The organism is Stakelama flava (assembly GCF_019351405.1).
Lineage (GTDB): Bacteria > Pseudomonadota > Alphaproteobacteria > Sphingomonadales > Sphingomonadaceae > Sphingomonas > Sphingomonas flava_A.
In genome coordinates this window covers 64312-78578 of record NZ_JAHWZX010000016.1, presented here as the reverse complement: position 1 = coordinate 78578, position 14267 = coordinate 64312, and the positions used below count along the sequence as shown (strand labels likewise).

Here is a 14267-nt window from a genome sequence, read left to right as displayed (position 1 = left end):
GTCACAGCGACGACGGGATTTGGCAGATCGAATCATTCGCCGCGTCGTCACAGGTTATGCGACAGCGGCCGCGACGTTTCCAGCAAGGTGAAAAGCCGTCGCGAATGACGTCATCTGGGGCGATTCCGGAAAGGATGCTTTTCTGCCGTCACCCCGAATAGCAGACGTCGAACACCCTGATTGAATTTGTCCACCCTGTCTAAGCGCGTCACCGCTACGCCGCCCATGAAAAAGGCCCTCCCGGTCGCACCGGAAGGGCCTCTTTTTTCTCGCACTTCGCACGATCAGGCGGGTTGCGGCGAACCCGATCCGAATGGACCCTTGGGCCGCTTGGTCTTGGGGATCGACGTTCCGCCCAGCGGGACGTTCTTCTTTTCCGGGCTTATGACGTCGCGACCGATATCCTCGCCCGCGATCAAACGCTTGATCTCGTCGCCCGAAAGCGTCTCGTAATCCAGCATCGCGCCGGCCAGCGTGTGCAACTGATCGATATGTTCGTTCAGAACGTCCTTGGCGCGGTCATAGCCCTGTTCGACGATGCGGCGGATCTCGCTGTCGATCGCCTTGGCGGTTTCGTCCGACATCGAACTGTTCTGCTGGCGCGAATAGCCCAGGAACACTTCCTCTTCGCCTTCCGAATACATCAGCGGCCCCAGCTTGTCGGACATACCCCATTTGGTGACCATGTCGCGCGCCAGCTTGGTGGCGTACTGAATATCGCCGCTCGCGCCGCTCGACACCTTGTCATAGCCGAAGATCAGCTCTTCGGCGATTCGCCCGCCCATCGAAACTGCCAGGTTCGCGTACATCTTGTCGCGATGATAGCTGTAGCTGTCGCGCTCGGGCAGCCGCATGACCATGCCCAGCGCACGGCCGCGCGGGATGATCGTCGCCTTGTGGATCGGATCGGACGCGGGTTCGTGCAGCGCAACGACGGCATGGCCCGCTTCGTGATAGGCGGTCATCCGCTTTTCATCGTCGGTCATGACCATAGAGCGCCGCTCGGAGCCCATCATGACCTTGTCCTTGGCCTCCTCGAACTCGCTCATTGCGACCAGGCGCTTGCCGCGCCGCGCCGCGACCAGCGCCGCCTCGTTGACCAGATTGGCAAGATCGGCACCCGAAAAGCCCGGCGTGCCGCGCGCGATGACCCGTGCATCGACATCGGGGGCCAGCGGCACCTTCTTCATATGGACTTCAAGGATCTTCACCCGCCCGTCGATATCGGGGCGGGGCACCACGACCTGACGATCGAAGCGACCGGGGCGCAGCAGCGCGGGGTCGAGCACGTCGGGGCGGTTGGTCGCCGCGACGATGATGATGCCCTCATTAGCCTCGAACCCGTCCATTTCGACCAGAAGCTGGTTCAGCGTCTGTTCGCGCTCGTCATTGCCGTTGCCAAGGCCGGCGCCACGATGCCGACCGACCGCGTCGATTTCGTCGATGAAGACGATGCATGGCGCGGCCTTTTTCGCCTGCTCGAACATGTCGCGCACGCGGCTTGCGCCCACACCGACGAACATTTCGACGAAATCCGAACCCGAAATGGTGAAGAATGGAACGCCCGCTTCACCCGCGATCGCACGGGCGAGCAGCGTCTTGCCCGTACCCGGCGACCCGACGAGCAGCGCGCCCTTCGGAATTTTGCCGCCCAGCTTGGCGAATTTGGTCGGGTCTTTCAGGAACTCGACGATTTCCTGCAATTCCTCCCGCGCTTCGTCGATGCCCGCCACGTCCTCGAACGTGACCTTGCCTTCCTTCTGGGTCAGCATCTTGGCCTTGGACTTGCCGAATCCCATCGCGCCCGATCCCGAATTCTTCTGCATCTGGCGAAGCACGAAGAACGCGATACCGAGAAACAGCAGGAAGGGCAGCGACTGGTACAGCAGGTACAGCCAGATCGACGGGCTTTCGGTCGGTTTCGCGTTGATTTCGACGCCCGACTGGCGAAGCGTCTGGATCAGTTGCGGATCGTTGGGGGCATTGGTCTTGAACGTCTCGCCCGATTTCAGCGTGCCGGTCACCACGTCTTCGGAAACGTTGACGTCCTTCACCTGGCCGTTCTCGACCTTGTCGAGGAACGCCGAATAGGAAACGCTGGTATTCGCCGACTGGCCCGAATGGCCGTTCAGCACCGTTACGAACAGCGCCAGACCCACCAGGATGCCGACCCAGATCAGCAGGCTTTTCATCCAGGGGTTGCCGCCGCCGCCGTTTTCCGGGCCGCCCGGCTGCTTGTCATTGTCGTTCATGAATCGGTACCTTTCACGACCCAAGATAGGCGGGCGCATGTTAATGGCAATGGAACAAAGCCGATCAGTGTGATTGGCGCGGCGGGGCCACGCGGAACAGCCAGCGGCGCCCCGGCCGCGCGGCTATTCCGGCAAGCGTTCCCGCCTGCCCATCCTCCAGTGCGGTGACCAGCCGGTCCAGCCCGCTTCCCTTCCATATTTCGGTCAGGCCTGCTTCGCGCCGCAAATACTCTATAGCGCGAAATGACAGCCGCCGGCGTATTTCGTGCGGAAGTTCGCCCATATCGAGTGAGACCGCCTCATGCCGCTCGATCGCGCTGCGGTCGCGCCAGGCGTTTTCCGCCGCCCAGTCGAGCGCGGTTTCGGCGTCGCGCAGGTTGCGTGCCGCCATGGCAAGCCGGTCGGCGGGCAGTTCGTCGTTCGTCGCGATCAGCGCGCGAATCCGCGCCCGGTCATATCTGGGGTCGTGATTGCCCGGATCGGTCACCGGATCCAGTCCCGCTTCGGCGACGATCGCGGCCAGTTCGCTGCGTCGCCATCCCAGCAACGGCCGGATCAGTCGCGCCGACCCGCGCCGGTCGGACAGTGCACGTTCGGGCACCATCATTGCCATTCCGGCGACACCCGCCCCGCGCCGCGCGCGCATCAGAAATCCCTCGGCGACATCGTCCTGCTGATGGGCGACGGCGACCCAGTGCCGTCGCCGGTCGCCACCATAACCGGCCCAGTCGGCCAGCACGGCATAGCGCTGCTCGCGTGCCCATTGGGGGATGTTGCCGCGACCGGGCGGCGGCGCGCGCAGCGTGACGACGGCATGCGGCACGTTCAGCGTCGCGCAGATCGTCGCGACTTTTTGCGCCTCTGCTGCCGATTCGGGGCGCAGGCCATGATCGACGGTCACGGCGGCGACGTTTCCGGGATAGGCGGCGGCGGCCATCAGCAACAGCGCCAGGCTGTCGCCCCCGCCCGATATCGCCACCCCCAGCGGCGAAAGCGCGTCCGGCGGTCGCGCGGTGATCGCCTCCAGATCGTGGCGAAACCGGGTGGATGTCGCCGGGTCTATGACGCCCCCCGGTCGATCCGAGCCGGCCCTGCGATGCGCAACCTCACTGGCATTTGGCGGTATCGCGCGCCTGCTGGACCTTGGCCGTCATTTCGGCGGAAATCTTTGACCCATATACATCGGTCAGCTCGGCATAGACCTGACAGGCGTCCTTTGGCTTTTTAAGTTCGATCAGCGCCTTGCCCAGATAGAACAGGCTGTCGGGCGCGCGTTCGCCATTCGGCATCTTTTTGTAATTGTCGTAAAAGGCGATCGAGGCGAGGCTCGGCTTGCCTTCATCCAGATAGGCGCGGCCCAGCAGGTTCTGCGCCCAGCTTGCGCGGCGATGATCGGGATATTTCTTCACCACCGATTTCAACTGTGCTTCGGCTTCCGGATACAGGCCTGCATCCCACAGGCGATAGCCATAGACATAGGCATCGTCCGCGGGGTCGCCGGTGCTTGGCTTGTCGATCGCAGCGAGCTTGTCGGCACGCGCGCCGGTCGCGGCGGGCTTCGCGGCGGGGCTGTCGGCGGCGGAATTGCCCGATGACGGAAAAGAGGAAGTGGAGCGGCCATCGTCCGCACCTGCGCCCATATCGTCGATCGGGGCGCCGCCTGCGGAGCCGAGGCCGGGTCCGCCGCCCTCAAGTGCTCGCAACCGGGCATCGGTTGCCTTCTTGTACGCGGCGAACGATTCCTCCGCCTGCTGAACGCGATATTGCGTTTGTTCAACCTGGCCGGTCATGCTCGCGACCTGCTTTTCCAGCGCGCTTACCCGCGCCTCCAATGCGATGACGGGATCGCTGGCGGGGGTGCCCGGTACGGCCTGCGGCTGCTGCTGCGGGGTGATTTCGGGGGTGAAATACTGATCAGAACCGCCGGGAAAGACCTTTCGCTGAACCGCCTTCATCTCGCGTTCCAGCCGGTCGACCCGGCTGTCCAGCGCGCTTTGCGCGCTTGCGCTGCCCGCCCAGCCCAGACCGGTGCTCAACAGCACCGCCGCCAACATCACCCGCATCGTCACCATTCCCAAGCGTATTTTCCTTCGCAATGCATAGCGGACAGCGATTTCGCTGTCGCGCGTCTTACTCCGCCGGCGTCGCCGCGTTCTGCTGCCCGGCGCGCGCGCGCAGCGCCTCTGCCGAAACGCCGACATCCTTGATCGCCCGCTCGCCGGTGCCCAGCGGCGCGACCTGGGCGCCGTTGATCGTCACCTTGATCTGGTCGGGACGCCCGACATTGATCATCGGCCGGTCGGCATCCTGCGGCACGTCATAGCTTTCGCCCGGCTGCATCGTCTTCATCAGCAGCGTCCGGTCGTTCGCGTCATAGATGCGCACCCATACCTCATCATCGGCGGTCAGCGTAACCTGGCCACCGCTTTGCGGCACCGCTACGCTTTGCTTCGGGGCGGCGGACGGCGTAGCGGCGGGGGTGGCCGCGACGATCGGTTCGGGCGGCGCGTCGTCGCTGCGGAACCAGCTTGTCCCGTACCAGATGCCGACGCCGATCAGCACCAGAATCGCGACGGCCAGTCCGGCAAAGGCGATGCCGCCCGTCGGCACGCGCACCGGGTCCGACGTGTCATAGGGCATGCTGGGCGGTTCGCGATGATAGTTCGCGTCCAGTTCGCCGCGAAGATCGTTGGCGATCGCCACTTCGTCCGCGCCGACCACCCGGGCATAGGCGCGCGCGAACCCCATCGCATAGGTGGGCGAGGGGAGGTTGGAATATTGGGCGGATTCGATGCTTTCCAGATGCCGGAGCGGGATGCGCGTCGCGTCCGCCACCTGCGTCAGTTGCATCCCCTGCGCTTCGCGGGCTTCACGAAGCCGCTCCCCGACATTGCGGGGGAAAAGCTGCGCGTCCTCGCTGCGCTCGGTATCTGCCATATCTACTCCGGCGAAATTTGGGTTAACCGCGGGCGGCTTTATGTCTCCCGGATGTCCAACAGCTATGCCGCGCTGTCAACGGCGGCGTTCAGCATATTGACGGTAAATCAGGCCAGTTCGACGCCGTTGGCCGCCGCCCACTCGGTAAGCTGCCCGCGCAGGCTGCGCGGCGGGTGTTCCAGATGCTGTGCCATATACGCCATCAGCTTTTCGCGATCGAGCGACCGGATCATCGCCTTGATCGGGCCGACCGCGGCGGGGGTAATCGACACCCGGTCGATACCCACCCCAAGCAACGCCATGCATTCGATCGGCCGACCGCCCATTTCGCCGCATACCGCCACCGGCACGCCCGCCGCGTTGGCCAGCCGCACGATCCGGCGTACGAAACGCAATATCGCGGGGCTCAGCCAGTCATAGCGCAGTGCCAGCTTGGGATGGGCGCGGTCGGCGGCGAACAGGAACTGGGTCAGGTCGTTGGTTCCGATCGACAGGAAATCCAGCCTGGGCAGCAGCATGTCGATCGTTTCGGCAAGCGCGGGAACCTCCAGCATCGCGCCGAAGCGTATTTCGCTTGGCATCTTGCGCCCGCGTCCCGCCAGCCAGTCGCGCTGCGCCTCGAACAGTGCGCGTGCTTCCTCGAACTCCCATGGTTCGGACACCATCGGGAACATGACGTTCAGCGTGCGCCCGGCCGATGCCTCGATCAGCGCGCGCGCCTGCGCCTTCATCAACCCGTCACGTTCCAGCGCGAGGCGAAGCGCGCGCCAGCCCATTGCCGGGTTTTCCTCCTCATCGTCCTCGTCATGGTCGAGATAGGGCAGCGCCTTGTCGCCGCCGATATCGACCGTGCGAAACGTGACCGGGCGATCGCCCGCGGCGTCGAGCACATCCTTGTAGAGCCGCATCTGCCGCTCGCGCTGGGGCAGGGTGGCGGACACCAGGAACTGGAATTCGGTGCGAAACAGGCCGATGCCGTCGGCGCCGGTCAGGTCGAGCGCGGCGACATCGTCGCGCAGTCCCGCATTCACCATCACCGTGCAGCGATGCCCGTCGGCGGTGACCGGCGCTTCGCCGCGAAGTTCGGCGAATTTCGCGCGCCGCTTCTGACTGACGATCAGCTTGGCGTCGAACGCCTCTTCCATATCGGCGGTGGGGCGCACCACTACCGTCTCCTCGCCGCTGTCGAGCAGCAACCGGTCGCCTTCGCCGATAAGCGTGCGGATGTCGCGCACCCGGCCCAGCATTGGCACGCCCATCGCGCGCGCGACGATGGTGACATGCGCGGTCAGCGATCCTTCTTCCAAGATCACGCCTTTCAACCGCCGCCGGTCATATTCCAGCAGTTCAGCAGGGCCGAGGTTGCGCGCAATCAGGATCGAATCCTGGCGCAGGCCAAGCTGTGCCGCGGTACCCAGCTGGCCCGACACGATGCGAATCAGCCGGTTCGACAGATCCTCCAGATCGTGCATCCGGTCGCGCAGCAGCGGGTCGTCGATCTCGCGCATCCGCATCCGGGTGCGCTGTTGCACCCGTTCGATGGCCGCCTCCGCGGTCAGCCCCGAATCGATCGCTTCGTTGATCCGCCGCGCCCAGCCTTCGTCATAGGCGAACATCTTATAGGTCTCGAGGACCTCCTCATGCTCGCCGCCGACGCCGAATTCGGCCTGGCTGGACATTCGGTCGATCTGGTCGCGCATCTTGTCGAACGCGGCATAGACGCGGTGGCGCTCGGCCTCGGTATCTTCGGCAACGGTATATTCGATATGGATTCGCGGCTGGTGGAAAACCGCGACGCCCGCCGCCATCCCCTCGACCAGCTTGAATCCCGCCAGTCGCGCCGACGCGGTCGATTGCGGCCGGGCGTGACTGTCGCCATGTTCGTCGATCAGTCCCGCATTGGCGATCAGTTCGCTCATCACCATCGCCACGGTCTGCAGCGCCTCGATCTCGACATCGGCATAGGGGCGCGGATCGACATGCTGGACGGCAAGCACGCCGACCGCCTTTTCGCGGCGGATGATCGGCACGCCGGCAAAGCTGTGAAACCGGTCCTCCCCGGTTTCGGGACGATAGGCGAAATCGGGGTGGCGCGCCGCTTCGTCCAGGTTCAGTGTCTCGACATTCTGGGCGATCGTGCCGACCAGACCTTCGCCCAGCGCCAGCTTGGTGACGTGAACCGCTTCTTCCAGCAGTCCGCGGGTCGCGAACAGTTCCAGCACGCCCTCGCGCAGCAGATAGATCGAGCAGACCTCGCTATCCAGCGCCTCGCCGATGACATTGACGACCGAATTGAGTTTCGACTGCGCCGGACTGCGCGATGCCATCACGTCGTGCAGACGGGTCAGTATTTCGCGAGCGGAGGCGGCGGCCGAAACGGACATGAATGATTCGCTACCAGATTGCAGCGGTTTGCGCCAATGCGGCGATCATCCCTCGGCCGGCGCGCCCGCCGCGACGGCGACGATGCACAGAATGCCGATGATCGCGACGAAACCCTGACGGACCGGGCCTGCCTTGCCCTCGCGCCGGGCGACCCAGATCGCAATTGCGCATTGAAAAGCATAAAAAAGTGCGAAAGCGCGCGATGCGATGGCGATCACTTCCAGCGCGTCGGTGGTCCAGGTAACGACAAGCGCCAGCGCGCCCGCCATCAAAAACCCGGTGGCGGTGTTCAGCCGCTGATGCGACAGTTCGATCGACAGACCGGTCGATCCGATCGAATCGGCGACCGCCGCCGAAAGCTGGCTCGTCACTGCCGCTGCCATCACGAACGCGCCGAGAAAGGGGGTGACCGATTCCATCACGTCGAGCACGCCCGCAACGCCCTCGGTATCCGCCGCCTGGCCCAGCCGAGGGGTCAGCAGGACGAGGAAGAGGATATAGATGACCGAGGAGATGAGCTGCGCGTTACGCATGGTGCGGATGCGTGTTTCGCGGTCATAGCTTTCGCCCATGTACCGCGATGTTTCGAACCCCTGAACCGTGATCAGCAGGCCGAGCAGGAGCAGCGCGCTGTGCCCGTTGACCTGCGCGGCCGGGATCAGTTCTGCCCCGCCGGTCCGGCCCCAGTCGATGCCGAGCGCGACCAGCATACCCGCGATCAGGCCCAGTTTCAGCGAAACGCTGGCGTCGGCCACGCGCTCCACCCAGCGCAGCCCGCCGGTAAAGGCGAGTACGCCCAGCACCGCTATGATCGCACTGACGATGCCGTTGGCGAGCAGCACGCTGTGCGAATCGATCGCGCGCAAGCAGAACATCGCCAGCAGTTTCAGATAATAGGCGACCGACACGGCATAGGCTGCCGCCAGCACGCCCTGGCCAATCCGTGCGGTCCAGGCGAGCGGGTGATAGGACGATATTTCGGCCAGCACCGGTTCGGCATGGGCGATGTTGAACCGGATGATCGACCCGACGACGAACGCCAGCAGCAGCAGCGCGATCATCGCCGGTGCCGCCATCGCGCCGAATTCGCGCGCCAGCAACGGGCCGCAGATCAGAAAGCCGCTGCCGATGATCGATGCCAGCGGCGTAACCGTGGCAAGCCAGCTTTCGGTTCGCGCGAACCGGGCAAAGATCAGGGTCAGCGCCACCGCGGCGCCGACCAGTACCGCAGCACCAATGACCAACTGATCGCCCATGGGCGCCCCTTCCGGCATCTCGCCTATTTAGAGGATGACATCGCGCGCCGGGATTGGCGCGTAAGCGCGATGGTAACGCGCGATCGTTTCGAAAGGCTCCGCATGCGGTGCGGTCACGCGGCGCGTTTTTCCAACGCCGCCGCGGCCTCTTCCATCAGCGATGCGATGATGTCGGCGACGGGTTCCTGCGCCTTCACCATGCCGACCGACTGGCCCGCCATGATCGACCCATGTTCGACATCGCCGTCGATCACCGCGCGGCGAAGCGCACCCGCCCAGTAATGTTCGATCTGCAATTGCGCTTCGGCCATGGCGAGGCTGCCTTCGTCCAGCGACTGAGCAACCTCACGCTGCTTGGCGGTGAACAATTCGGTGCCGGCGTTTTTCAGCGCGCGCACCGGGATGACGGGCAACCGCGCATCGACCTGAACGCTCGCCACCGCATCGCGGGCGGAAGCGCGGATAAACGCCTTTTTGAATTTTTCATGCGCGATGCTTTCGGTCGCGCACACGAACCGGGTGCCGAGCTGAACCCCCGCCGCGCCCATGTCCAGATACCCCGCGATCGCTTCGCCGCGCCCGATTCCGCCGGCAACGAAAACCGGCGTGTCGGCGGCGATTTCGGGCAGGATTTCCTGCGCCAGCACGCTGGTCGAAACCGGGCCGATATGGCCGCCCGCCTCATTGCCTTCGACGACCAGCGCATCGACGCCCGACCGTACCAGTTTCTTGGCCATCACCAGCGCTGGGGCGAAGCAGATCAGTTTCGCGCCGCTTTGCTTGATCGCATCGATGCTGCCCGGCGGCGGCAGGCCGCCCGCCAGCACGACATGCCCGACATCGTGCTTCGCGCACACGCCGATCAGATCGGTCAGGTCGGGATGCATGGTGATCAGGTTCACCCCGAACGGCTTGTCGGTCAGCGCCCTAGTCGCCGCGATTTCCGCATCGAGCAGGTCGGGGGTCATCGCGCCGCATGCGATAACGCCAAAGCCGCCGGCGTTGGAAATCGCCGAAACCAGGTTGCGTTCGGACACCCAAGACATGGCCCCGCCGAGGATCGCGATTTTCGTGCCCAGAAATTCGCAGCCGCGGGCCATGCGGCGGGCGAGTCGGTCCTCGCCGGTCGAAAGCGTGTTCGTCATGTCGCTGCCGTAGCGCGCGCCTGTATGATCGGGCAAGCGCGCCATGAGCGGTCCACTGCGTCGACGCTTCTCCGGTGCGAAGGAGCATCCTTCGGTTCCACCCGTTCTTCCTCCAACGTTCCACCACCGAAAGACGGGCCGATGCGCCAGCACAATCACAGCCTCACGATCGAAACCGATTGCCGTGGTCTGCACGAATTTACGCGCGAGGTGACCGGCTGGGTCGTGCAAACCGGCGTATCGGAAGGCCTGTTGACGCTGTTCGTGCGACACACATCGGCATCGCTGCTGGTTCAGGAAAATGCAGCCCCCGCCGCGCGGCGCGACCTTGAACGCTTTTTTGGGCAAATCGCGCCCGAAGACGATGGCTACGAACATGATGATGAAGGCCCCGACGACATGCCCGCTCATATCCGTTCGGCATTGACCGCGACCAGTCTTTCGATTCCTGTCTTCGATGCGCAACCCGTGCTTGGCGCATGGCAGGGTATCTACCTTTTCGAACATCGGCGCTCGGCTCATCGCCGTCAGATTGCGCTTCACCTTATCGGCGCATGAAAAGATCGACTCTTTGCAACCGTCCATTAAGCAACCTCGCTTAAGCCGCTCCCACACGGGGGTGAGAGGAAGGACGATCCGTCCAAATGAGCGTCAGTCTGTCATTGGTGAATGCCCTCGGCCTGCTGGCGCTGGCGGTGCTTTGCCTTGGCGTGTTCTTTTCGCTGCGCAGTCAGCGCGCGCTCGCCTGGCTTGCTGCGTCCCTGTTGTGCGGCGGTGTTTTCGCATCGGTCATGACCGCCTATCCCGACACGCCGCTCGATACTTTCACCACGGTTCTTTGCGTTCCGGGCGGATATTTCTGCGTCGGGCGCGCGATGCGCAGCCTGCTTCGCCAGAGCCGGCAGATGCATTGGCTGCATGCCGGTGTGGTGGCGCTGGTATCGGCCAGCCTGCTGTTGACCTTCACGGCCGCCGATCGCCTGTCGATCATTTGCTTCTATCTCGGTTGCGCGCTCGCGGCATCGGAAAGTGCCTTGCGGTTGATGCGCGTGCGACGCGACGCGCTGGACCGGATATTGCTCGCGGTGTTTGCGGGAATCGTCATTCCCTTTCTCGCGCGGGTGGCCGTTCTGATCGCGCTGCCGCCCGGCACGGTCGAAGGGGGGCCTTTGATCGCCGGTCAATCGCTCGGCCAGATGGTCCTTGCCAGCGAAGGCGTGCTGACCATCCTGTGTGTTTTCCTGCTGCTGGGAAAGGCGGTGGGGCAGGTGATTGCCTTTTACCGCCTGCGATCCGAACAGGATGGACTGACCGGTCTCCTGAACCGCCGCGCGTTCGGCGAACGCGTGTCGGCCTGCCGGTCGGAGGGGGCGATCCTGTTGTGCGACATCGATTATTTCAAACAGGTCAATGACCGTTACGGCCATCCTGCGGGCGACGCCGTAATTCGCGCACTGGCGCGGCAACTGCGCGCAACCGGGCACGCCGCCGGACGGATGGGAGGCGAAGAATTCGCACTGCTTCTGCCGGGTTTCGATTGCGACGCGGCGACCGCGCTGGCCGAACATCTTCGCGCACGGTTTCAGGCGGCGCGGATCGACGCGGTTTCGCCCGATCACCGCCTCACCGCCAGTTTCGGCATCGCTTCGTTCGATGCGGGCAACCGGGCGCAAGCGGCGCTTCACCATGCCGACAGCGCGCTATATGCCGCTAAAAGCGCAGGCCGCAATCAGGTGTTCGTTCACGGGTCGCCCGCCCCCGCATCGCGGCACGATCCAGTGCGGAAAGCCGGGATGATCCGCGCGGCCTAAAGCGGTTAACCGCTTTAGCGCAGCTGGCTGTCCTTGCTGCCCCGACGGTTGAAGCCAGCGGATCGAATCGTGGAATCGCGCTCGCTCTGACACTCGATGCACAGCCGCACGCCCGGTATCGCCTGCCGCCGCCGTTCGGGAATGGGTTCGCCGCACTCCACGCAATGCGTCGCGCTTTCGCCCCGCGGCATCCGCGCGCGTGCCTCGCTCACCGCGTCGCTTACCGTGTCGTCGATCTGATCCTGCACCGCGCCGTCGCGCGTCCATCCTCCGGCCATCGCCTTTACCCGCTATCGTCCTGAAAGTGCGTTGTTATGTAAGAACGCATGTCGCCGCCGTCCAGCGACGCCGGCAGCACAGGCTTTTACAACGCTTTGCCGGAGTGATGCAGCGAGGTCGCAAACGGATCAGGCAGCTTCGTCTTCGGCATCCAGGCCATAAGCGGTGTGCAGGACGCGCACGGCGAGTTCGGTGTAATCCTCCTCGATCAGGACGCTCACCTTGATCTCGCTGGTGGTGATGGCAAGGATATTGATCCCGCGCGCGCCCAGCGTGTCGAACATGCGCGAAGCAACGCCCGCATGGCTGCGCATCCCTACGCCGACGACGGAGATTTTGGCGACGCGCGGGTCATGAATCACTTTGGAAAACCCGATTTCGCCGCGCGATTTTTCCAGCGTGTCGAGCGCGCGGGCCAGTTCGGCGCGCGGTACGGTGAAGGTCACATCGGTCGAACCGGTGGTGTGCGCGATATTCTGCACGATCATGTCGACATTGATATTGGCTTCGGCCAGCGGTCCGAAAATCGCGGCGACCGCGCCGGGCCGGTCGGGCACTTCGGCAAGCGTGACCTTCGCTTCGCTCTTGTCATGCGCGATGCCGGTGATGAGTTGACGTTCCATATCCTCGATTTCCTCTTCGCCCACGATCAGCGTGCCCGGTTCGGGGTCGTCGGTGGCTTCGACGAACGACGACAGCACCTGAACGCGTACGCCTTCCTTCATGGCAAGGCCGACCGACCGGGTCTGCAACACCTTTGCCCCCACGCTCGCCAGTTCGAGCATTTCCTCATAGGTGACCCGCTTCAGCTTGCGTGCACGCGGCACGATACGCGGGTCGGTGGTATAGACGCCGTCGACATCGGTATAGATATCGCACCGGTCCGCCTTCATCGCGGCCGCCATGGCGACCGCGCTGGTGTCCGATCCGCCCCGCCCAAGCGTGGTCACCCGCTCGCCAGACGCCAGCCCCTGAAAGCCGGGAATGACGGCGACTTCGCGATTGGTCAGGCTGTTGCCAAGCGCCTGGGTGTCGATATCCTCGATCCGCGCGCTGGCATGACCGTCCGATGTGCGGATCGGCAATTGCCAGCCCATCCAGCTGCGCGCCGGAACGCCGATCGCCTGAAGCGCGATAGCGAGCAGGCCGCTCGTCACCTGTTCGCCGCTCGACACCACAACGTCATATTCGCGCGGGTCGTAGAGCGAACTCGCCTCGCGGCAGAAATTGACCAGCCGGTCGGTTTCGCCCGCCATCGCGGACACGACCACCGCGACTTCGTTGCCCATTTCCCATTCACGCTTTACGCGTTGCGCCACGATGCGGATGCGTTCGATCCCGGCCATCGAGGTGCCGCCGAACTTCATCACGATCCGTGTCATTTTATTTCGTCCAAAGCCTCTTCAGAGCAACGGGGCGTCCTGATAGGAGCCGATCATGGCAAAGGCAAGCGCTGGCAAAACGACTGTCGACCCCCGCGAGGCAGAGCATTTCGGCAAGCTGGCAAAGGATTGGTGGGATCCGAAAGGAACATCGGCGATGCTCCACCGGCTCAATCCGCCGCGCCTTGCCTATCTGCGCGATGCGATCGATGCGCATTGGGGCGATGGCGACGATGATTTTTCGCCGCTTGCGGGGCGTAGCGCGCTCGACATGGGATGCGGGGCGGGGCTGCTCGCCGAACCGCTCGCACGACTGGGCGCGCGGGTCACCGGGGTCGATGCCGCGCCTGAGAATATTGGCGCCGCCGCCGCGCATGCCCGCGCGGGCGGTCTCGACATCGAATATCTGGCGGGCGGCACCGAAGCGGTGGTGGGGCGGCGATTCGATCTCGTCACATCGATGGAGGTGATCGAGCATGTCGCCGATCCGCAGACGTTCGTCGACGGGCTGGCGGGCGCGCTGGCCGATGGCGGGCTGATGGTGCTTTCGACGCCCAACCGCACCCCGAAATCGCGGCTTGCGATGATCACGCTGGGTGAAGGGAGTGGCGCCATTCCCAAGGGAACGCATGACTGGGAGAAGTTCATTGCGCCGGACGAACTCACCATTCTGCTCGAAACGGCCGGACTTCGCGTCACTGATACACGCGGCCTTGCCTTTTCGCCGACGCGCGGCTTCGTCCTGTCCGACGATCTGTCGCTCGACTATTTCGTGACGGTAGTGAAAGCGTAAAAAAAAGGGCTGGTCCTGCGCCTTTAC

12 protein-coding genes are annotated in these 14267 nt (G+C 64.2%); 3 read left to right on the top strand and 9 right to left on the bottom strand.

From position 1 onward, the window contains the following. Nucleotides 1-284: 284 nt before the first annotated feature. The 7 genes from ftsH to KY084_RS14320 all read right to left on the bottom strand — a co-directional run bounded on the left by ftsH (nucleotide 285) and on the right by KY084_RS14320 (nucleotide 9930). Entirely contained in the window at nucleotides 285-2252 is a 1968-nt protein-coding gene (gene ftsH / locus KY084_RS14350; protein WP_219239165.1) for an ATP-dependent zinc metalloprotease FtsH, read from the bottom strand. 64 nt (nucleotides 2253-2316) lie between these two features. Further along, nucleotides 2317-3231 (bottom strand): tRNA lysidine(34) synthetase TilS, encoded by a 915-nt coding sequence (tilS, locus tag KY084_RS14345; RefSeq protein WP_219239164.1) that lies wholly within the window; start codon nucleotides 3229-3231, stop codon nucleotides 2317-2319. Nucleotides 3232-3358: 127 nt separating this feature from the next. Beyond that, complete coding sequence (locus KY084_RS14340; protein WP_246587195.1) at nucleotides 3359-4324, bottom strand: tol-pal system YbgF family protein; 966 nt, start codon at nucleotides 4322-4324, stop codon at nucleotides 3359-3361. A 58-nt stretch (nucleotides 4325-4382) separates the two neighbouring features. Next, the gene (locus tag KY084_RS14335; protein WP_219239163.1) at nucleotides 4383-5189 is read right to left on the bottom strand and encodes a helix-turn-helix domain-containing protein; all 807 of its coding nucleotides are present in this window, start codon (nucleotides 5187-5189) and stop codon (nucleotides 4383-4385) included. 107 nt (nucleotides 5190-5296) lie between these two features. Further along, nucleotides 5297-7573 carry a phosphoenolpyruvate--protein phosphotransferase gene (ptsP, locus tag KY084_RS14330; RefSeq protein WP_219239162.1) on the bottom strand — a complete coding sequence of 759 codons (2277 nt, stop codon included), beginning with the start codon at nucleotides 7571-7573 and terminating at the stop codon, nucleotides 5297-5299. A 45-nt stretch (nucleotides 7574-7618) separates the two neighbouring features. After that, nucleotides 7619-8830, bottom strand: a complete 1212-nt coding sequence (locus KY084_RS14325; RefSeq protein ID WP_219239161.1) for an APC family permease — start codon at nucleotides 8828-8830, stop codon at nucleotides 7619-7621. Nucleotides 8831-8943: 113 nt separating this feature from the next. After that, nucleotides 8944-9930, bottom strand: a complete 987-nt coding sequence (locus KY084_RS14320; protein ID WP_219239173.1) for an NAD(P)H-dependent flavin oxidoreductase — start codon at nucleotides 9928-9930, stop codon at nucleotides 8944-8946. Nucleotides 9931-10116: 186 nt separating this feature from the next. On the opposite strand from KY084_RS14320, the gene KY084_RS14315 reads away from it, so the two are divergent. After that, the gene (locus KY084_RS14315; protein WP_219239160.1) at nucleotides 10117-10533 is read left to right on the top strand and encodes a secondary thiamine-phosphate synthase enzyme YjbQ; all 417 of its coding nucleotides are present in this window, start codon (nucleotides 10117-10119) and stop codon (nucleotides 10531-10533) included. An 86-nt stretch (nucleotides 10534-10619) separates the two neighbouring features. Further along, a complete protein-coding gene (locus tag KY084_RS14310) occupies nucleotides 10620-11786 on the top strand; it encodes a GGDEF domain-containing protein (protein WP_219239159.1) in 1167 nt (388 codons plus the stop codon). A gap of 14 nt (nucleotides 11787-11800) precedes the next feature. Here KY084_RS14310 and KY084_RS14305 read toward each other — a convergent pair whose 3' ends face one another. Beyond that, nucleotides 11801-12064 carry a DksA/TraR family C4-type zinc finger protein gene (locus KY084_RS14305; RefSeq protein ID WP_219239158.1) on the bottom strand — a complete coding sequence of 88 codons (264 nt, stop codon included), beginning with the start codon at nucleotides 12062-12064 and terminating at the stop codon, nucleotides 11801-11803. Nucleotides 12065-12193: 129 nt separating this feature from the next. Then, the gene (locus KY084_RS14300; protein WP_219239157.1) at nucleotides 12194-13447 is read right to left on the bottom strand and encodes an aspartate kinase; all 1254 of its coding nucleotides are present in this window, start codon (nucleotides 13445-13447) and stop codon (nucleotides 12194-12196) included. A 55-nt stretch (nucleotides 13448-13502) separates the two neighbouring features. Here KY084_RS14300 and ubiG point away from each other — a divergent pair, with 55 nt between their 5' ends. Next, entirely contained in the window at nucleotides 13503-14240 is a 738-nt protein-coding gene (ubiG, locus tag KY084_RS14295) for a bifunctional 2-polyprenyl-6-hydroxyphenol methylase/3-demethylubiquinol 3-O-methyltransferase UbiG (RefSeq protein WP_219239156.1), read from the top strand. Nucleotides 14241-14267 lie beyond the last annotated feature (27 nt).